18 protein-coding genes are annotated in these 18452 nt (G+C 64.1%); 15 read left to right on the forward strand and 3 right to left on the reverse strand.

Features of this window, described 5'->3' with window-relative positions; all coding sequences use genetic code 11:
- The first annotated feature begins 5 nt into the window (after positions 1 to 5).
- The 11 genes from gspG to gspF are packed head-to-tail and all read left to right on the forward strand — an operon-like array spanning position 6 to position 10391.
- On the forward strand, positions 6 to 428 hold the full coding sequence (gspG, locus tag RFER_RS02650) for a type II secretion system major pseudopilin GspG (RefSeq protein ID WP_166485639.1): 423 nt from the start codon (positions 6 to 8) through the stop codon (positions 426 to 428).
- A gap of 46 nt (positions 429 to 474) precedes the next feature.
- The gene (locus RFER_RS02655; RefSeq protein ID WP_011462859.1) at positions 475 to 942 is read left to right on the forward strand and encodes a GspH/FimT family pseudopilin; all 468 of its coding nucleotides are present in this window, start codon (positions 475 to 477) and stop codon (positions 940 to 942) included.
- Positions 939 to 1319 (forward strand): type II secretion system minor pseudopilin GspI, encoded by a 381-nt coding sequence (gene gspI, locus RFER_RS02660; RefSeq protein ID WP_011462860.1) that lies wholly within the window; start codon positions 939 to 941, stop codon positions 1317 to 1319. Before RFER_RS02655 ends, gspI begins: the two co-directional genes overlap by 4 nt.
- Positions 1319 to 1999, forward strand: coding sequence for a PulJ/GspJ family protein (locus RFER_RS02665; RefSeq protein WP_011462861.1), 681 nt, complete (start codon positions 1319 to 1321; stop codon positions 1997 to 1999). The genes gspI and RFER_RS02665 overlap by 1 nt, the downstream gene beginning before the upstream one ends.
- On the forward strand, positions 1996 to 2973 hold the full coding sequence (gene gspK, locus RFER_RS02670; RefSeq protein WP_011462862.1) for a type II secretion system minor pseudopilin GspK: 978 nt from the start codon (positions 1996 to 1998) through the stop codon (positions 2971 to 2973). Before RFER_RS02665 ends, gspK begins: the two co-directional genes overlap by 4 nt.
- A 26-nt stretch (positions 2974 to 2999) precedes the next feature.
- Entirely contained in the window at positions 3000 to 4229 is a 1230-nt protein-coding gene (gene gspL, locus RFER_RS02675; RefSeq protein WP_041790067.1) for a type II secretion system protein GspL, read from the forward strand.
- Entirely contained in the window at positions 4226 to 4723 is a 498-nt protein-coding gene (gspM, locus tag RFER_RS02680; protein WP_011462864.1) for a type II secretion system protein GspM, read from the forward strand. Before gspL ends, gspM begins: the two co-directional genes overlap by 4 nt.
- Before the next feature lie 54 nt (positions 4724 to 4777).
- The gene (gene gspN, locus RFER_RS02685) at positions 4778 to 5620 is read left to right on the forward strand and encodes a type II secretion system protein N (protein ID WP_011462865.1); all 843 of its coding nucleotides are present in this window, start codon (positions 4778 to 4780) and stop codon (positions 5618 to 5620) included.
- 6 nt (positions 5621 to 5626) lie between these two features.
- Positions 5627 to 7735, forward strand: a complete 2109-nt coding sequence (gene gspD / locus RFER_RS02690; protein WP_011462866.1) for a type II secretion system secretin GspD — start codon at positions 5627 to 5629, stop codon at positions 7733 to 7735.
- 17 nt (positions 7736 to 7752) lie between these two features.
- Positions 7753 to 9141 (forward strand): GspE/PulE family protein, encoded by a 1389-nt coding sequence (locus RFER_RS02695; RefSeq protein WP_011462867.1) that lies wholly within the window; start codon positions 7753 to 7755, stop codon positions 9139 to 9141.
- Between the two features lie 14 nt (positions 9142 to 9155).
- Entirely contained in the window at positions 9156 to 10391 is a 1236-nt protein-coding gene (gspF, locus tag RFER_RS02700) for a type II secretion system inner membrane protein GspF (protein WP_011462868.1), read from the forward strand.
- 34 nt (positions 10392 to 10425) lie between these two features.
- Here gspF and RFER_RS02705 read toward each other — a convergent pair whose 3' ends face one another.
- Entirely contained in the window at positions 10426 to 12111 is a 1686-nt protein-coding gene (locus RFER_RS02705) for an AMP-binding protein (protein WP_011462869.1), read from the reverse strand.
- A gap of 46 nt (positions 12112 to 12157) precedes the next feature.
- Complete coding sequence (locus tag RFER_RS02710) at positions 12158 to 12895, reverse strand: FFLEELY motif protein (protein WP_041790069.1); 738 nt, start codon at positions 12893 to 12895, stop codon at positions 12158 to 12160.
- A gap of 68 nt (positions 12896 to 12963) precedes the next feature.
- Here RFER_RS02710 and RFER_RS02715 point away from each other — a divergent pair, with 68 nt between their 5' ends.
- Both RFER_RS02715 and RFER_RS02720 read left to right on the forward strand, forming a co-directional pair.
- A complete protein-coding gene (locus RFER_RS02715) occupies positions 12964 to 13470 on the forward strand; it encodes a hypothetical protein (protein ID WP_011462871.1) in 507 nt (168 codons plus the stop codon).
- A 31-nt stretch (positions 13471 to 13501) separates the two neighbouring features.
- Positions 13502 to 15121 (forward strand): GMC family oxidoreductase, encoded by a 1620-nt coding sequence (locus RFER_RS02720; RefSeq protein WP_011462872.1) that lies wholly within the window; start codon positions 13502 to 13504, stop codon positions 15119 to 15121.
- Positions 15122 to 15242: 121 nt separating this feature from the next.
- On the opposite strand, the gene fliE is transcribed toward RFER_RS02720, so the two are convergent.
- Positions 15243 to 15560: a flagellar hook-basal body complex protein FliE gene (gene fliE, locus RFER_RS02725; RefSeq protein ID WP_011462873.1), complete on the reverse strand. Its 318-nt coding sequence runs from the start codon at positions 15558 to 15560 to the stop codon at positions 15243 to 15245.
- A 185-nt stretch (positions 15561 to 15745) separates the two neighbouring features.
- Here fliE and fliF point away from each other — a divergent pair, with 185 nt between their 5' ends.
- Positions 15746 to 17428, forward strand: coding sequence for a flagellar basal-body MS-ring/collar protein FliF (gene fliF / locus RFER_RS02730; RefSeq protein ID WP_041791323.1), 1683 nt, complete (start codon positions 15746 to 15748; stop codon positions 17426 to 17428).
- A 23-nt stretch (positions 17429 to 17451) separates the two neighbouring features.
- The gene (gene fliG, locus RFER_RS02735; protein ID WP_011462875.1) at positions 17452 to 18450 is read left to right on the forward strand and encodes a flagellar motor switch protein FliG; all 999 of its coding nucleotides are present in this window, start codon (positions 17452 to 17454) and stop codon (positions 18448 to 18450) included.
- Positions 18451 to 18452: the final 2 nt, after the last annotated feature.

Consider the following 18452-nt stretch of genomic DNA (forward strand, 5'->3'; position numbering starts at 1 on the left):
AAAGCATGCGTCGTCGCCTCCAGGCCGGCTTCACCCTGATCGAGCTGATGGTGGTGTTGCTGATCATCGGGGTGCTGGCCGCCCTGATCGTGCCGAACGTGCTGGACCGCGCTGATGACGCGCGGGTCACGGCGGCCAAGACAGACGTCAATAACCTGATGCAGGCCCTCAAGCTCTACCGGCTGGACAACCAGCGCTACCCCACGGCCGAGCAGGGTTTGCAAGCCTTGCTGACCAAACCCACGACCGCGCCGGTGCCTCCCAACTGGAAGTCCTACCTTGACCTGCTGCCCAATGATCCCTGGGGCAAGCCCTATGTTTACCTCAACCCCGGCATCAAGGGCGAGGTCGATGTGATGTCCCTTGGTGCCGATGGCCAGGCCGGGGGCGAGGGTAAAAATGCTGATATTGGCAGCTGGCAACCATAGAGTGGGTTGGAATGGCTAAAAAGTCTTGAATTCGTCTTCGCTTGCGATGACAAAAACCAGTACGAATCGGGGCTTTACGCTGCTGGAGTTGCTGGTAGTCGTTGCCGTCATCGCCATGGCCTCCGCCGGTGTCGGCTTTGCGATGCGCGACACGTCACAGGTGCAGCTGGAGCGCGACGCCGAGCGCCTGGCGGCGTTGCTGGAGTCGGCGCGCGCACGTTCCCGGGTCAGCGGCGTGCCGGTGCGTTGGCGCGCCACGCCAACCGGGTTCCGTTTTGAGGGTTTGGCGCCCTCGGCGCAACCGGATTCCGATTTGCCGGAGCAATGGCTGGATCCGGATACGCGCGTGGCCGACGGCCCAGCCACCGCACCGGCTCTTACGCTGTTGTTGGGCCCGGATCCCATCATCGAGCCGCAACAGGTGGAGTTGACGTCTCGCACCCAGCCGGGTAAAAGCGTGCGCTTGGCCACCGACGGCGTGCGCCCCTTTGCAGTGCTGGCGGGCGTGCCGTGAACAGCGCTCGCCAGCCGCAGCGCCACGGTGCGCGCGGCTTTACCCTGGTTGAAGTGCTGGTGGCGCTTGGTATTGTGGCCATTGCCCTGCTGGCTGGCTTGCAGGCCACCGCCGCCTTGACCCGCAACGCCCAGCGCCAGTCCGACGTCTTGCTGGCCCAGACCTGTGCCGAGAATGAGCTGGTCAAGGTGCGCCTGGCCAGGCAATTGCCCGACGTCGGCGACAGCAGCATCGCCTGCGAGCAGGCTGGGGAGGTCTTCACGGTGGCGCTGGCGGTGCGGCCCACGCCCAACTTCAATTTCCGACGGGTCGATGCGCAGGTGTTCAAGGGCGACGACGCCGTGCTGCGCTTGTCCACCGTGGCGGGGCGCTACTGATGACGCACCCGGGCTTGCCGCGGCTTCGAGTCAAAGGCTTCACGCTGATTGAGCTGCTGGTGGCGATCAGCCTGATGGCGCTGATGGCGGCCCTGAGCTGGCGCGGGCTCGACGGCATGACGCGAGCGCAGACGCAAATGCGCCGGCATTCAGACGATGTGCTCACCTTGCAGGCGGGCCTGGCGCAGTGGGGCGCTGACCTGGACGCGCTGGCCACTCAACCCAATACCCCGAGCCTGGACTGGGACGGGCGCGCCCTGCGCCTCCTGCGCGCCAGCACCGCGATGCCCGGCGAGGGGCTGCGGGTGGTGGCTTGGTCCCGGCGCACGATCGACGGGGCCGGTCAGTGGCTGCGCTGGCAGTCGCCGCCCTTGACCACGCGCGCTCAATTGCAACTGGCCTGGCAGCAGGCCGCCTTGTGGGGGCAGAACCCGAGCGACGAAGCCAGAACCCGAGAGGTGCGGGTGGCGGCGCTCGATCAGTGGCAAATCTTTTATTTTCGGGACAACGCGTGGAGCAACCCGCTGTCCAGCGCCGGTGCCTCCGGCGCGGCCCAGGCGGCAACGGCGGCATTGATCCCCGATGGCGTGCGGCTGGAGCTGACGCTGTCGGCCGGCCAAGCCATCAGTGGCCGCGTGACGCGCGATTGGGTCCGTCCCACGCTGGGGAGCGGCAAATGAAGTCGCAGCGCGGCGCCGCCATTCTGACCGCCATGTTGACCGTGGTGCTGGTGGCCTCACTGGCCTCGGCCACGCTCTGGCAGCAATGGCGCGGGGTCGAGGTGGAGGCCGCCGAGCGCAGCCGCATGCAGTCGGCCTGGATACTGAGCGGCGCGCTGGATTGGGCGCGGCTGATCCTGCGCGAGGATGGCCGCAAAGGCGGCGCCGACCATCTGGCCGAGCCGTGGGCCGTGCCGCTGGAGCAGGCGCGGCTGTCAAGCTTTCTGGCGGCCGACCGCAGCGACACGCAAGCGGCCGATGCCGCGCAAGAAGCCTTTCTGTCGGGCCAGATCACTGATTTGCAGTCGCGCCTGAACGTGGCCAACCTGGTGCAAAACGGCGCTATCGACGTTGACAGCGAGCGGGCTTTCACCCGGCTGTTTGAGGTGCTGGATCTGCCGGAGACCGAGTTGGTCCTGCTGCTGGACAAGCTGCGACTGGCGCAGGGCGCACCCGCCGGTGCTGCCGTGGCGGCGGCGCCTCTGGATGCACCCGATGCGGCCAGCATCACGCTGTGGCCACAAACGATCGATCAGCTGGCCTGGTTTGGCTTGTCGGCGCACAGCATTGCCGTGTTGCGCCCGTTCATCACGATTTTGCCGGTGCGCACACCGGTGAACCTCAACACCGCTGCGGCAGAAGTGATTTATGCCTGTGTCGAGGGTTTTGACCTGGCCGACGCCCATCGTTTGGTGCGCGAGCGCAACGCCATCCACCTGGCCACTTTGAGTGATGCGAGCAAAATCAGCGGCAAGACCTCGGTGCAGTTCAATGCCGCGCTGCACAGTGTGTCGTCGCGCTTCTTTGAAGTGCGCGGTGATCTGCGGATCGACCAGGCGACGGTGCAAGAGGTGTCTGTGGTGCAGCGCGACGGGCTGGAGGTCAAAACACTGTCACGGCAGCGCGTGGCGAGCAGCTCCCCCACTCTACAATGACCGCCGACACGCACCAACCAGCACCCATGACCACCCTGATCGTTACCCTACCTGCCGAGCCGCTTGACGCGGCTGCCTTGTACGACTACGTGCTGACCCGTGATGGCAGCACGGTGGCCGAGCAGTCGCGCGCTCCGCTGGCGCTGTTGCCCCTGGTGGGCAAAGCCGACTGCGAGGTGGTGGCCCTGGTGAGCGCGCAGCGTCTGTCCTGGCACCAGGTGCAGTTGCCCAAGGGCACGTTGGGGCGGCGATTGTTTCAGGACGGTGGCGCCTTGCGCGTACGCGCGGTGCTTGATGGCCTGCTCGAAGACCGCCTGCTCGACGACACCGAGCAACTGCATTTTGCGCTGGAGCCCCAGCCGCCCACCGATGCGCCGGTGTGGGTGGCGGTGTGCGAGCGAGCCTGGTTGCGCGCGGCTTTGCAGGTGCTGGAGCAATCCGGGCGGGCGGTCAGTCGCATCGTGCCCGAGTTCACGCCGCAGGCGCTCACGAACACGCTTTACGTGACGGGTGAGGCCGACGCGGCCTATTTGGTGGGCGCCGCCGAAGGCAGCGTCGCCGTGTTGCCCCTGTCCCGGGAGGCGATGGCGCTGCTCGCTGGATCGGAAGAAAAAAATGTGGTGGCCGAGCCCGCCGTGGTGGCATCGGCTGAAGCGCTGTTCCAGCGCCCGGTCACGCTGCAACAAAGTGCCCTGCGCCAGTTGCAGGCCGCGCAGTCGGCCTGGGATCTGGCCCAGTTTGACCTGGTGACGTCCCAGAGCGCCAGAACCTGGAAGCGTTGGGCTGGTGCCGCGCGCGGCCTGCTCAGCGCGCCGCGCTGGCGTGCCGCCCGGCTGGCCGTGCTGGCGCTATTGATCATTAATCTGGCGGGCCTGAACGCCTGGGCCTGGAAGGAAAAGTCCTTGCTCAACAGCCAGCGCCAGGCCATTCAGGCCGTGCTGACCACCACATTTCCCCAGGTGCGCGTGGTGGTCGATGCGCCGACCCAGATGGCGCGTGAGGTGGCGACCCTGCAACAGGCCAGCGGCGCCCCATCGGGCCGCGACCTGGAAAGCATGTTGGGGGCTTTTGGGGCTGTAGCCCCCGTCAATGCTGTGCCGGAAGCTATAGAATATGTAGCAGGAGAAGCCCGGCTGAAGGGCTTGAAGCTGACCGCGGAGCAGCTCACGGCGATCGCGTCCCAACTCAAACCGCAAGGTTATGCCGTCAACGTCGAGGCTGACAATGTGGTGATCAAACAGGTGGCTGCCTTATGAAACTACTGTCCGAGCTGCAAGCGCGCTGGCGCCTGCTGGCGCGCCGCGAGCAACGCCTGCTGCTGGCCGCGCTGGCATTGGTGTTGCTGACCCTGCTGTGGAGCCTGGCCCTGGCGCCCGCGCTGGCGACCTTGAAGGCGGCTCAGCAGCAGCGTCTGGTGCTGGACGCCCAGTGGCAACAGATGCAGCGCCTGCAGGCGCAGGCCAAAGTGTTGCAAGCCCAGCCGCCGTTGAGCTTTGCCGACGCCCGGCGCTTGCTGGAGGCCTCGATCAAACCGCTGGGCGCCACGGCGCAACTGGTGGTCGCGGGCGAACGTGTGACGCTCAGCTTCAAAGGGATCTCCGCCGACGCGTTGGCGCAATGGTTGGCGCAGGTGCGCCTGACAGCGCGCGCCGTGCCGAGTGAGGCGCGGCTGGTGCGCGGTGCCGCGGTGGTGGGCGGTGCGCCGGGCGGCTGGAACGGCACGCTGGTGTTGAGCTTGAGCGCGCGCTGAGACGCCCAACCCAGGTCAACCGTCCAGATCACACTCGCCCGACCCGCCGACCTCATGTTCCGCCGCCCAACCATCTTGAGAACGCCAGCCCGAAGCCGACCTCGAACCAGCGCACCCAGCGCACTGCCACTCACGGCACCCTGGTCCTGGGCCTGGTCCGGGGCGCTGCTGGGGCTGGCAGTGGCGCTGTTGCTCAATGCACCGGCACGCTGGCTGACGGTCGCGGTGCAACAGGGCTTGCAGGAACGGGTGCTGCTGAGTGATGCGCGTGGCACGGTCTGGAATGGCTCGGCCCGGCTCACGCTCACGGGCGGCGCCGGCAGCATCGATGCGGCCACCCTGCCCGGGCGCCTGACGTGGCAGCTACGCCCCAACTGGCTTGGGCTGGCGGCTGAACTGAGCGCTGATTGTTGTATGCAGCAGCCGTGGCGCTTAAGCCTGCAACCCCGCTGGGGCGGGGCCAGGCTGGCGCTGGCCGACAGCCAGTCGCAGTGGCCGGCGCAGTGGCTGACCGGACTCGGAACCCCCTGGAATACGGTACAGCCCGAAGGTCTGTTGAGCTTGTCGACGCACGGACTCGCAGCCGAATGGGCGGCGGGGCGCTTGTTGCTCAGTGGGCGCGCCCAGCTCGATGCCCTGCACATGTCGTCGCGCCTGTCCACGCTCAAACCGATGGGCAGCTACCGCGTCACTTTGAGCGGGGGTGCGACGTCGACCTTGGGTTTGAGCACCCTCGAGGGGGCTCTACAATTGTCAGGCACCGGCCAATGGGTGGGCGCCAGACTGCGGTTTGACGGCATCGCCAGCGCCACGCCGGAGCGGCTGGACGCGCTGTCTAATCTTCTTAATATCATCGGTCGGCGCGACGGCGCCCGCGCCATCATCAAAGTAGGTTGAATCGGTATGAAACTTCGCGCCCCCATTAAACCTAAAAATGCTATCTATTCAATAGCTGTTTGCGCAATATTGACGGGGGTTACAGCCCTATTTCCTATAAACCTACTGGCACAGGCCAGCGCCGTGTCGAAGCCGGGCGAAGCCGTTACCCTGAACTTCAGCAACGCCGATATCGAGGCCGTTGCGCGCACCATGGCGACCATCACGGGCACCAATGTGGTGGTGGATCCGCGCGTCAAGGGCACCTTGACACTGGTCACTGACAAGCCGGTCAGCCGCCGCGCCGCCATGAACCAGTTCCAGGCGGCACTGCGCTTGCAGGGCTTCACCATGGTGGAGTCGGCCGGCCTGTACAAGGTCGTGCCCGAGGCCGATGCCAAGCTGCAAAGTGGCGCAGTGACGGTCAGCGACGAGGCGATCGGTGGTGCGCTGGGCAACCAGATCACGACGCAGATCTTCAAGCTCAACTTCGAGTCGGCCAACAACCTGGTGGCGGTGTTGCGCCCGCTGATCAGCCCGAACAACACCATCAACGTCAACCCTGGCACCAATTCGCTCGTCATCACCGACTACGCCGACAACCTGCGCCGCATGGCGCGCATCATTGCCGCTGTCGACGTGTCCAATGCCACCGACGTCGAGATTTTGCCGCTCAAGCACGCCATTGCGACTGACCTGGCACCGCTGGTGCTGCGGCTGGTGGAGTCCTCGGCGGCCGGCACGGCGCCGGGCCAGGCGGATACCTCTTTCAAGACCATTCTGGTGGCCGAGCCGCGCTCCAACGCGCTGATCTTGCGCGCCGCCAACCCGGCCCGCGTGGCGCTGGTGAAGTCGCTGGTGGACAAGCTTGACCAGCCGGCAGCGCCTGGTCTCAATGGCGAGGCGGGCAATATTCATGTGGTCTACCTCAAGAATGCCGACGCCACCAAACTGGCCGCCACCTTGCGCGCGGCCATGACGGGGCAGGCCCCGGCGGCGGCGGCGCCCGGCGTGGCGGCTGCGGCGACGGTGGCGGTTGTGGCGGCCACCCAGTCCACCACCGGCGGACAAATCCAGGCCGATGTGGCGACCAATTCGCTCATCATCACGGCGCCCGAGCCGCAGTACCGGCAGTTGCGTGCGGTCATTGACCGGCTCGATGGACGACGTGCCCAGGTGCTGGTGGAGAGCCTGATTGTGGAGGTGAACGCCGACCGGGCGGCCGAATTTGGCATTCAGTGGCAGGGCCCGTTGGGCAAGGCCGGCGACGGCGTCATTGGCCTGCTGGGCACCAACTTTGGCGCTGCCGGCAAGAACATCATCAACCTGGCAACCGGTGCCGGCGCCGTGGCGCCGGGGGCAGGCCTCAATTTTGGCGCTGTTCAGCGCACCAACGGGGTCTACGTGCTCGGCTTCCTGGCGAATTTTCTGGAGACCAGCGGCAGCGGCAATGTGCTGTCCACGCCCAATTTGCTGACACTGGACAACGAGGAGGCCAAGATCGTGATCGGTGAAAACGTGCCCTTTGTCACCGGCTCCTACACCAGCAACAATACCAGTGGCGCTTCGGTCAACCCGTTCACCACTGTGGAGCGCAAGGACGTCGGGCTAACGCTCAAGGTCAAGCCGCAAATCAACGAGGACGGTACCGTCAAGATGGTGATCTACCAGGAGACCTCGGCGGTCAAGGCCGGCACTGAAAAGGATGCCAACGGACCGACGACATCCAAGCGCACGATCGAGTCCACCGTGCTGGTCGACGATGGCAGCATCGTGGTGCTGGGCGGTCTGCTGCAGGACAAGTATTCCGGCAACCAGGACAAGGTGCCCGGCTTGGGTGATGTGCCCTTGTTCGGCAATCTATTCAAAAGCGAGGCACGCACCCGCAACAAAACCAACCTGATGGTGTTCTTGCGCCCGGTGGTGGTTCGCGACGCACACGCCAGCGACCAGTTGTCGATGGATCGCTACGACTTGATGCGCTCCGGCATGAACGCTGCGCAACCGGTGGCTAGCCAGTTGGTGCCGATCAACGAGGCGCCGCAACTGCCCGCGCTGCCGGGTTCCCAGCCGGCCGTCCAGCGGCTACAGCCGCCTGAGCCACTGGGCGCAACGCCCGCCAAACCCCAACTTTGAGCCGGAGGCTCAACGCCATGCGCTACCCGCTGCCCTATGCCTTTGCCCGCACCCACCAGCTCCTGCTCGAAGACGAGGCGGGGGACTTGACGCTGTGCGTGCACCCGGACTCGGGGGGCAGTGCGGTGAGCGAAGTGATGCGCAAGTTCCCGGTGCGGCATCTGCAGTCGCTCGGTGCGCAGGCGCTGATTCAGCGCATCAGCGCCGCCTATGCCCAGGGCGAATCGAGTGCCGCGGCGGTGGTCAGCGAGGTCGAGAGCGACGCTGACCTTACGCGCATGATGCAGGACCTGCCCGCGATTGAAGACTTGCTGGAGACCTCGGACGATGCGCCCATCATTCGCATGCTCAATGCGCTCTTGACACAGGCCGCGCGCGACGGCGCCAGTGACATTCATATCGAGCCCTATGAGCGCCATTCGAGCGTGCGCTTTCGGGTCGATGGCACGCTGCGCGAGGTGGTGCAACCCAACCGGGCGCTGCACGCGGCATTGATCTCGCGCCTGAAGATCATGGCCGAGCTCGATATTGCCGAACGCCGCCTGCCGCAAGACGGCCGTATCTCGCTGCGTATTGGCACGCGCGCTGTTGATGTGCGTGTCAGCACCCTGCCCAGCGCCCATGGCGAGCGCGCCGTGTTGCGACTGCTCGACAAGTCGGAGGGGCGCCTCAGTCTGGAAGCGCTCGGCATGCAGGGCGAGGTGCTCAAGCGCTTTGAGCATCTGGTGACGCAACCGCACGGCATCGTGCTGGTCACCGGTCCCACCGGCTCGGGCAAGACCACCACGCTGTACGCCGCCTTGAGCCGGTTAGACGCCAGCCGCAGCAACATCATGACGGTGGAAGACCCGATTGAGTACGAGTTGGCCGGTGTCGGCCAGACCCAGGTCAACGCCAAGATTGAACTCACCTTTGCCAAGGCTTTGCGTGCCATTTTGCGGCAAGACCCGGACATCATCATGATCGGTGAAATCCGCGATTTCGAGACGGCCCAGATTGCAATTCAAGCCTCGCTCACCGGTCATTTGGTGCTCGCCACGCTGCACACCAATGACGCCACCAGCGCCGTCACCCGTTTGACCGACATGGGGGTCGAGCCGTTCTTGCTCAGCTCCAGCTTGCTGGGCGTGTTGGCCCAGCGCCTGCTGCGCAAGCTGTGCCTGACCTGCCATGGTGCCGGCTGCAGCGCCTGTGGCCAAACCGGCTACGCCGGGCGCTCGGGCGTGTTCGAACTGCTGGTCACCGACGATGCCATTCGCGCCCAGATCCACGGCCGCGCGGCGGAAGCCGACATCCGCGCCGCTGCCCTGGCCAGTGGCATGACGCTGATGCGTGATGACGGCGAACGGCTGGTTCGCCTGGGGCTGACCTCGCGCGAAGAGTTGGTGCGCGTGACGCGCGACTAGCTTGCATCACTGCCATGCCCGTTTATTCTTTTGAAGCTCTGACCGCCGACGGCGAAACCCGCAAGGGTGTGATCGAGGCCGACTCGGCCAAGGGCGCGCGCAGCCTGCTGCGCGGCCAGGCCATGGTGCCGATCAAGGTGGAGTCGGTCGGGGCGCAGGCGGCGGGGCAGGACGGGGCCGGTGGCGCCGGCGCAGGCCGCAGTCTGAGGCGGCGGGTTTTCAGCGCCACGGGACTGGCCATCTGGACGCGCCAACTGGCCGGCCTGGTGTCCTCGGGCCTGCCGCTGGAGCGGGCGCTGACCTCGCTGTCGGATGAGGCCGAGCGCGACAATGAGCACCACCTGGTGGCGCTGTTGCGCGCTGAAGTCAACGGCGGCGCGACCTTTGCCAAGGCCTTGTCGCAGCATCCGCGTGAGTTCACCCCCATTTTTATTGCCGTTATCGGCGCCGGTGAGCAAAGCGGCAACCTCGGCCTGGTGCTGGAGCGCCTGGCCGACGACCTGGAAGAGCAGCAGGCGCTCAAGGCGAAGCTGATAGGCGCGGCGCTGTACCCGGCCATCGTGTCGCTGGTGGCGGTTGTCATTGTGCTGTTCTTGGTGACCTATGTGGTGCCGCAGGTGGCCCATGTGTTTGCGGGCAGCAAGCGCGCCCTGCCGCTGCTGACGGTGATCATGATCGGCACCAGCGCCTTTGTGCGCAGTTATGGCTGGCTGATGCTGGTTGCTATTATTTTCGGAGTTATCGGCGCACGCCTGGCGCTGGCTAACGCCTTGTTTCGTGAAAAATTTGACGCCGCCTGGTTGAATCTGCCGATTCTGGGCAAGCTCTCACGCAGTTACAACACCGCGCGCTTTGCCAGCACGCTGGCGATGCTGGCCGCCGCCGGGGTGCCGATTCTCAAAGCCCTGCAGGCGGCCGCTGAAACGCTCTCCAACCGCGCCATGCGCACCGACGCGCTCGATGCCTTGGTGCTGGTGCGCGAAGGTGCGCCGCTGGCCTCGGCGCTGGCGCAAAAAAAGCGTTTTCCGGGGCTGCTGGCCATGTTCGCCCGCCTGGGTGAGCAAACCGGCCAGTTGCCCACCATGCTGCAGCGCGCGGCCAAGCAACTCAGTGTCGAGGTGCAGCGCCGCGCCATGCAACTGGCCACCATTCTGGAGCCGCTGCTGATTGTGGTCATGGGCGTGGTGGTGATGTTGATCGTGCTGGCGGTGCTGATGCCGATCATTCAACTCAATCAACTGGTGAAATGAGCGGCTACGCGGGGCGGTGCCGCTGTTGCCCTTCCTATTTGCCGACGCGCAACTCACGCCGAAGTATCTTGCCGACATTCGATTTGGGCAGTTCGTCACGGAATTCAATGTACTTAGGGTGTTTATAGCCGGTCAGATTCTGCTGGCAATAGCGCGCCACGTCGTCCTCGGCCAGCAGCGGGTTGTCCCTGACGACAAAGACCTTGATGGCTTCGCCTTGCTTCTCGTCGGGCACCCCGATGACGGCGCACTCCAGCACGCCATCGCACAGTGAAATCACATTTTCGAGTTCACTCGGGAAGACGTTGAAGCCGCTGACCAGGATCATGTCTTTCTTGCGGTCCACAATTTTGGTGTAACCGCGCTCGTCCATGATGCCGACATCACCGGTGCGCAGGAAGCCGTCGGTGGTGAAGGCGCGCCGGTTCTCTTCGGGCTGGCGGTAGTAGCCGGTCATGACATTCGGGCCCCGGATGCAGATTTCACCGGGCGACCCTTGAGCCAGAGACTGGCCCTCGTCATCCTTGATGGCGATGTCAATGCCGGGCAGCGGCAGGCCGATGGTGCCCGAAAACTCCCGAGCCAGCACCGGGTTGTTGGTGCCAATGGCGCAGGTCTCGCTCATGCCCCAGCCTTCGACCATCGGGCAACCGGTGGTCTCCAGCCAGCGCTGGGCGGTGCCCTCTGAAGCCGCCATGCCGCCCGCTTGCGTCGCGCAGAGACTGGAAAAATCCACCGTCTTGAATTGCGGCTGCGCCAGCAGGGCGTTGAACAAGGTGTTGACACCCGGCAACAAATGGAACGGGCGCTTTTTGAGCGTCTCGATGAAGCCGCCAAAATCGCGCGGGTTCGGAATCAGGGTCAGCTGCGCCCCCCAGCGGATGGCCAGCAGCGACAGCGTCAGCGCAAAGATGTGGTACAGCGGCAGCGCGGCAATGCTGTTGACGTGGCGGACGTCGCCGATACGCGAGAGCGCCGGGTTGAACCAGGCCTCGGCCTGCAAGACCGCCGCCACGATGTTGCGGTGCGTCAGCACGGCGCCTTTGCTCAGGCCCGTGGTGCCGCCGGTGTACTGCAAGAATGCGATGGAATCGAGCGTGCTCGGCGCCGACCTGAAGGGCAGGGCGGCGCCCTTGGCGATGGCCTGCTTGAACGAGGTGGCGGTGCGGCCCTCGGTCAGCGTCAGTTTGTAAGGGGGTACCATTTTGGCGAGGTGGCGCACGGCAAACGTGATCCACTGGCCGTACCAAAAGCCCAGCAAGTCGCCCATGGAAGCCACCACCACATGCTGGATCGGGGTCTGGTCAATCACTTCGGCCAGGGTGGCGACAAAGTTCTCCAGCACCACAATCACGCTCGCGCCGGAGTCGTTCAACTGGTGCTGCAACTCGCGCGCGGTGTACAGCGGGTTCACGTTGACACAGGTGTAGCCGCCGCGCAAGACGCCGGCCATCGTCACCGGAAACTGCGGGATATTGGGCAGCATGATGGCAACCCGCGCGTCCGGCGCCAGGCCCAGGCTGTGCAGCCAGGCGCCCAGCGCGCTTGAGAGCTGATCAAGCTGGCCATAGGTCATCCAGCTCTCCATGCACACGGCGAAGCGGCTGCTGGCGTTCTTGCGGAAGGATTCTTCCAGCAGCTGTGTCAATGATTGGTATTGTTCCGGGTTGACGTCATGCGGGACACCGGGGGGGTAGCTCTTGAGCCAGATTTTTTCCATGCGGTTTCTCCTTGGCTCTGATTTTGAGCCAGAGTGGCCGCCCGCCTTACAGGGCTTGCCCCAGTATCCGGGTGATTTCGGTCTCGCACGCGACAGCACTGGCCTGAAACAGCCGCTCGATCAGGCCGGCTTCGCGCTGGCGGACGGTGTCGAGAAAATAGGACGCACCCTCGCCCTTGCGCCCCATGGCGGCGAAGGTGTCAAAGCCTGATTCCAGAAATTGTTGCAGCGCACTGAGTCCCATCATGCGCGCCGGGCCGCGCATCATTTTCAGCATCATGCGCAGGCCAGGGGTGCGCGTCAGGCGGTCGAGTTCCTGGCCAACCTCCAACACCGTTGCCAGTTGAATGTCGCGGTCCGCACGACGGCCAACGCTGCGCCAGGCGGCCACGTAGCGCGCGACCTCGCCCAGTTCGCCATGGTTCAGCCAGCACAGGGCCATGGCCAGATCGAGCTCTTCCGTCAGATGATGCAGGCGCGCCATCGAAACGGCGGTCTGCACCACCTGCTGCGGGAACAGCCGCTCCAGGCCGCTGGCAATGCGCGCAAATTGCGCATCGCGCAAGGTGTAATCTTTCTCGCTGTACAGCTCCTCCAGAAAGAACAGGGCGGCTGGCTGGTACTGTTCGGTGCGCAGCAGATCGACATAAGTACCGGCAAAGCGTCGGGCCTGCAGTCGCTTGACCTCGCTGATGGCCTGCGCCAGCTCGGGCTTGTCGGTGGCACTTTGACGCAGTGCGGTGACGCGGCTGACGGCGTCGCGGATGATGTTGGTGGCTTCCATATAAACCCTGAGTCTACCTAGGTGCCAGGCTCTAGAAATAGTGCGCTTTTGCATGCGATATTCCCTTGATGCAAAGAAGAACCTGGCTCAAATTGGGTGCCGTATCGGCCACGGTGCTGATTTTGGCGGGGGGTGCGACCGCCTTGTTGCAACCCGGCTTGAGGCAAGGGCGCTTGACGCCGGGTGCGCAGGACGTGTTCACCAGCGTGGCGCGCGCCATTCTTGATAGCACCCTGCCCACAGAACCGGCGCAAGCCCAGGCGGCGCTGACGGGCCTGGTGCCGCGCATTGATGCGCTGGTGCAGGCCTTGCCGCCCCATGCGCAAGCCGAGCTGTCGCAACTGCTCGGGCTCCTGGGCACCGGGCTCGGAAGGCGCACGCTGGCGGGGCTGGCGCCCGATTGGCGCAGTGCCAGCGTCGCCGAGGTGCAGCAAGCCTTGCAGTCGATGCGCAGCTCGCGCTTGGGCTTGCGCCTGCAAAGCTACCAGGCCTTGCATGACATCGTTGGTGCGGCCTATTTTTCGGATGCCAGCACCTGGCCCACGCTGGGTTATCCCGGCCCTTTGACAATTTGAATCAACCCCCTTACCGAGGCGCCACTTAGTCATGAGCAGTTTGCAGGATCCGATCCGCGACGGATTAAAGCGTGGCTGGAAGGTGCTGGGCGGCGCGCACGGCGCACGGCCCGAAAAAATGGTCTGCGATGTGGCCATCATCGGCTCGGGCGCCGGCGCCGGTATTAGCGCCGAGCTGCTGGCGCGCGCGGGTTTGCGGGTCGTGATCATTGAAGAGGGGCCGCTCAAGAGCAGCAGCGACTTCAACCAGAAGGAGGCAGAAGCCTACCCCGCGCTGTACCAGGAGAGTGCCGGCCGCAAAACCTCTGATAAGGGCGTCACGATTTTGCAGGGGCGCTGCGTGGGTGGCTCCACCACCGTCAACTGGACCAGCTCATTTCGAACGCCGCTGGATACCTTGAGTTATTGGCAGCAGAAGTTTGCGCTGCCTGACTACACCAACGATGCCCTGGCGCCCTATTTCCAGCAGGCCGAGACCCGGCTCAACATGGGTCCATGGCTGGTCGCGCCGAATGAAAACAACGACTTGTTGCGCCGCGGTGCGGCCAGGCTCGGCATCCCGGCGGCGGCGATTGCCCGTAACGTCAAGGGCTGCTGGAACCTGGGCTCCTGCGGCATGGGCTGCCCGACCAATGCCAAGCAGTCGATGCTGGTGACCACGATTCCCGCTGCGCTGGACTTGGGCGCCACGCTGCTGGTGGAAACCCGGGCCGAACAGTTCGAACTGGTCAATGGGCGCCTGCGGTCGGTCCGTTGCATTGCAGTTAAACCCAATGGTGCCCCCGTCGAATCAGGTGTTAACGCTACAACAATAGTAGCGAAGCATTTTGTACTGGCGGCTGGCGCGATCAACTCGGCGGCCTTGCTGCTGCGCTCCAACGCGCCCGATCCGCACGGGCGCCTGGGTCGGCGCACCTTCTTGCATCCGGTGGTGATGTCGGCGGCGATCATGAGTCAGAAGGTGCAGGCTTGGGCCGGCGCACCGCAAACCATCTATACCGACCATTTTCTCGGCACCCAGCCGATTGACGGTCCGATTGGCTTCAAGCTCGAAGCGCCGCCGCTGCACCCGGTCATCTTTGCCTCCACGGTGTTCGGTTGTGGCCAGGAGCAGGCCGCGATGCTGGCGCAGTTTCCCCACACCCATGTCCTGCTGGCGCTGCTGCGCGACGGATTCCATGAAGAAGCGGCGGGCGGCCAGGTCAAGCTGCGGGGCGACGGGTCGCCCGAGCTGGACTACCCGCTGACTGACTTTGTCATGGCCGGGGCGCGGCGTGCCCTGCTGGCCATGATGGAAATCCAGTTTGCCGCCGGTGCCCGGCAGGTGTTGCCGATGCACGAGTCGGCCCGGCCCTGCAACAACTGGACCGAGGGCCGGCAGGCGGTAGCGGCACTGTCCATGCAGCCGCTGCTGACCAAGGTGGTGAGTGCCCATGTGATGGGCGGCTGCGGCCTGGCCGGCACGGAGGCCCTGGGCGTGACGCGCCCGGACGGCGTGCATTGGCAGTTGGACAATCTGTCCATTCATGACGGGTCGATCTTCCCGACCAGCATTGGCGCCAACCCCCAATTGTCCATTTATGGCATCGTCAATCGTTTGGCGCAAGGGCTGGTCAAACGGCTCACGGGGCAGGATCTGAGCCTGGCGTGAGGAGGCCGGTGTTCGTGCTGATTTGCTATTGAATTAATAGCTTATTACTCAGTATTCACGGGGGCTAGAGGCTGATTTTACTTAAATCCTTCGTTTGACGGCGGGTGCTTCAAAATAAGCGTCACACCTGCATGTTCATGATGTCGGTATAGGCCTGCACCATGCGGTTGCGCACATGCAGCGTGGCCTGAAAGCCGATTTGCGCTTTTTGGATCGCCACCATGGTTTCTTCCAGGCTGACATTGGGGTTTTCCATTTGCACTTCGCGCTGCAAGCGGGTGGCGTCGTTTTGCGCCGCGCTGACCGAACTGAGGGCGCTTTTGAGTGCGCCGGAGAAGCCGCCGTCGGCGCCGCCCGTCACCTGGCTGGATGACAGGCGTGGTGCCAGCGTGGGGCGCACCGTCGTCGGCATGGTGGTGGGGGAGAGTCGGAGTTCCATGGGGCCGTCTTGCCTGATAAATTGAGAGTTGAGTGATGCTAGGGCGGGGCTGGCAAAACATTAATTTGAAGTAAGGGGTAAAAACGCGGCTTATCGAGCTAATGTTTTCGCAGCCGGGTCGAATAATCGTCAGCATCGGTGGTGCAAAATTGCCCCACACTGACCTGGAAACCCTTGGAAACCCTATGTCTGCCGCCCCCGCCATCGCTATCAACCCCACGCTGTCACAGCGTTTTTCCGGTCTGGACCAAGGTCAGCGGCTGCGCATGGGCTTGGGGCTGGTCGTGTTTGTTGCCATTGGCATCATCGGGCTGATGATGGGGCGCCAGGCCGAGTGGCGCGTCTTGTATGCCAATCTGGCTGACAAAGACGGCGGCGCCATCGTGGCCCAGTTGACAACCATGAACGTTCCGTACAAGTATGCCGATGGCGGGGGCGCGATCCTGGTGCCGGCCGACAAGGTTTATGACACGCGTTTGCGACTTGCCTCGCAGGGCTTGCCCAAGGGGGCGGTCGCCGGCTTCGAGACGATGGATGCCAACCGTTTTGGCATGACGCAATTTCAGGAGCGGCTGGCGTTTCAGCGCGGCCTGGAGGGTGAGCTGACGCGCTCGATCCAGGCGCTGTCCTCGGTGCAGAGCGCCCGCGTTCATTTGGCCTTGCCGAATCAAAACGGATTCTTTCGTGAGCAGCAAAAGCCGTCGGCCTCGGTGCTGGTCAGTCTGAACGCCGGGCGCACGCTGGACCGGGCGCAGTTGGCGGGCATCGTGCATCTGGTGTCGTCCAGTGTGCCCGAGATGAACGCCAGCGCTGTGAGCGTGCTCGACGATTCCGGCAAGTTGCTGTCGACCCCGCCCGAGGGCGCGGACGGCGCCGGTGGTGGCGACGCACAGCAGTTGCAGTATGTGCAGCAACTCGAGCAGCTCTACAGTCGCCGTATTCTGGACATTCTGGAGCCGGTCGTGGGCCGGGGCAACGCGCGAGCGCAGGTGACGGCCGAGCTTGATTTCTCACAGACTGAATCCACCTCGGAGTCGCACAAGCCCAATCAGACGCCCGATTCAAGCGCGATTCGCAGCCAGCAGGTATCCGAGAGCAGCAACGGCAGTGGCATCAGTGGGCCTCCTTCGGGGGTACCGGGTGCGACCAGCAACAAGCCGCCCGGACCGTCTTCGGCGCCCATCAACGGTGCACCACAAACCTTGACCGCGGCGGGTGCCGGCGCCAGTGCCGGTGCCGGGGGTCGACGTGAATCCATCATCAACTACGAGGTGGACAAGACGGTCAAGGTCGTGCGCGGCGGCACCGGCATCGTCAAGCGCATCAGTGCCGCCGTGGTGGTCAACCACCAGTCGGTGACCGATGCCAAAGGCAAAACCACCACCACGCCTTTGAGCGCGCAGCAGATCGAGCAAATGACGGCCTTGGTACGCGAAACCGTCGGCTTCAACAAAGAGCGGGGCGATTCGGTGAACCTGATGAATGCGCCGTTCACCACGGAAAGAGTGGTGCCTGTGGACTTGCCATTCTGGAAGCAGTCCGAAATTCAGGATTTGGCGCGCAGCTTGGCCTGGCCACTGGGCACTTTGTTGTTCGGCGCTTTGGTGCTGCTCGGGGTGATTCGCCCGGCGCTCAAGACCTTGGCACAGTCGCAGCCGAGAATCTCGGCTTCATCCCACCAGTTGAATGCGATTGAGTCCGAGGCGCCAGAGCGGGCGCAGTTGGCGGCCCCCGCCAGAAGCAGTGAGCTTGCCGGCCCCACCAGCGGTGAACTGGCCTTGGATGATGCCCGCAAGTTGACGCGCGACAACCCGGCGGCGGTGGCCAATATCGTCAAGACCTGGATCAATGGTGAGGCGCCGGCCTGATGGGGCCCGGTTGGGATCACAAGATGAATCAAACAGACGGACTACAAGACGCGGCCATCCTCATGATGTCGCTGGGCGAGGCGGAGGCCTCGGAGGTGTTCAAGCATCTGTCGCCCAAAGAAGTGCAAAAATTGGGTGAGGCGATTGCCAAAACCAAGGCCATCACGCGCGAGCGGGTGGATGAGGTGGTGGACCGTTTTACCGGCGTGGCCGCCGCCCAGAGCCTGCTGGTGTCAAATTCAGGCGACTATGTTCGTTCGGTCCTGAAGCGCGCGCTCGGGGACGATAAGGCGGCCTTGCTGATTGACCGCATTTTGCAGGGCGGTGATGTCTCCGGCATCGAGAGTCTGAAATGGATGGACCCTTCGTCCGTGGCTGAGCTCTTGCGCAATGAGCATCCGCAAATTGTGGCGGCCATTCTGGTTCATCTGGACTTTGACCAGGCCGCCGATGTATTGAAGTTTTTTGCCGAGCGCCAGCGCAACGAGGTGATGCTGCGTGTGGCCACCATGGAGGGCATTCAGCCGTCTGCCTTGAAGGATTTGAACGAGGTGCTGTTCCAGGTGCTAGCCGGTGGCGACAAGGTGCGCAAGTCGTCGCTGGGCGGCGTCAAGACGGCGGCTGAAATGATCAACCTGATGGGCACGGCGATCGAAGGCACGGTGATTGAATCGATCCGCAACCATGACCCGGACCTGGCGCAGAAGATCATGGACAAGATGTTTGTCTTTGACGATGTCATGAAGCTCGACGACAAGGCGATCCAGACGGTGCTGAAGGAAGTGTCTTCCGACGTGCTGATCGTCGCCCTGAAAGGTGCCCAGCCCGAGCTGAAAGAGAAGTTTCTGGCCAATATGTCGACTCGCGCGGCCGAGGCGCTGCGCGAAGACCTGGAGTCGCGCGGCCCCATGCGCCTGTCCGAGGTGGAGGCCCAGCAGAAAGAAATCCTGAAGACGGTGCGCCGTCTGGCCGATGAAGGCACCATCGTGATTGGTGGCGGCGCAGATGACTTGATGGTTTGACG

The organism is Rhodoferax ferrireducens T118 (assembly GCF_000013605.1).
In the GTDB taxonomy this organism is placed as follows: Bacteria; Pseudomonadota; Gammaproteobacteria; order Burkholderiales; family Burkholderiaceae_C; genus Rhodoferax; species Rhodoferax ferrireducens.

Bases quoted from the DNA above. Each gene is read 5' to 3' on its own strand.
- gspD (WP_011462866.1), top strand. From the start codon at position 5,627: ATGAAACTTCGCGCCCCCATTAAACCTAAAAATGCTATCTATTCAATA.
- gspF (WP_011462868.1), top strand. From the start codon at position 9,156: ATGCCCGTTTATTCTTTTGAAGCTCTGACCGCCGACGGCGAAACCCGC.
- RFER_RS02710 (WP_041790069.1), bottom strand. From the start codon at position 12,895: ATGGAAGCCACCAACATCATCCGCGACGCCGTCAGCCGCGTCACCGCA.
- fliG (WP_011462875.1), top strand. From the start codon at position 17,452: ATGAATCAAACAGACGGACTACAAGACGCGGCCATCCTCATGATGTCG.
- fliF (WP_041791323.1), top strand. From the start codon at position 15,746: ATGTCTGCCGCCCCCGCCATCGCTATCAACCCCACGCTGTCACAGCGT.
- gspM (WP_011462864.1), top strand. From the start codon at position 4,226: ATGAAACTACTGTCCGAGCTGCAAGCGCGCTGGCGCCTGCTGGCGCGC.
- RFER_RS02720 (WP_011462872.1), top strand. From the start codon at position 13,502: ATGAGCAGTTTGCAGGATCCGATCCGCGACGGATTAAAGCGTGGCTGG.
- fliE (WP_011462873.1), bottom strand. From the start codon at position 15,560: ATGGAACTCCGACTCTCCCCCACCACCATGCCGACGACGGTGCGCCCC.
- gspL (WP_041790067.1), top strand. From the start codon at position 3,000: ATGACCACCCTGATCGTTACCCTACCTGCCGAGCCGCTTGACGCGGCT.
- gspN (WP_011462865.1), top strand. From the start codon at position 4,778: ATGTTCCGCCGCCCAACCATCTTGAGAACGCCAGCCCGAAGCCGACCT.
- RFER_RS02695 (WP_011462867.1), top strand. From the start codon at position 7,753: ATGCGCTACCCGCTGCCCTATGCCTTTGCCCGCACCCACCAGCTCCTG.
- gspK (WP_011462862.1), top strand. From the start codon at position 1,996: ATGAAGTCGCAGCGCGGCGCCGCCATTCTGACCGCCATGTTGACCGTG.
- RFER_RS02715 (WP_011462871.1), top strand. From the start codon at position 12,964: ATGCAAAGAAGAACCTGGCTCAAATTGGGTGCCGTATCGGCCACGGTG.
- RFER_RS02655 (WP_011462859.1), top strand. From the start codon at position 475: ATGACAAAAACCAGTACGAATCGGGGCTTTACGCTGCTGGAGTTGCTG.
- RFER_RS02665 (WP_011462861.1), top strand. From the start codon at position 1,319: ATGACGCACCCGGGCTTGCCGCGGCTTCGAGTCAAAGGCTTCACGCTG.
- RFER_RS02705 (WP_011462869.1), bottom strand. From the start codon at position 12,111: ATGGAAAAAATCTGGCTCAAGAGCTACCCCCCCGGTGTCCCGCATGAC.
- gspG (WP_166485639.1), top strand. From the start codon at position 6: ATGCGTCGTCGCCTCCAGGCCGGCTTCACCCTGATCGAGCTGATGGTG.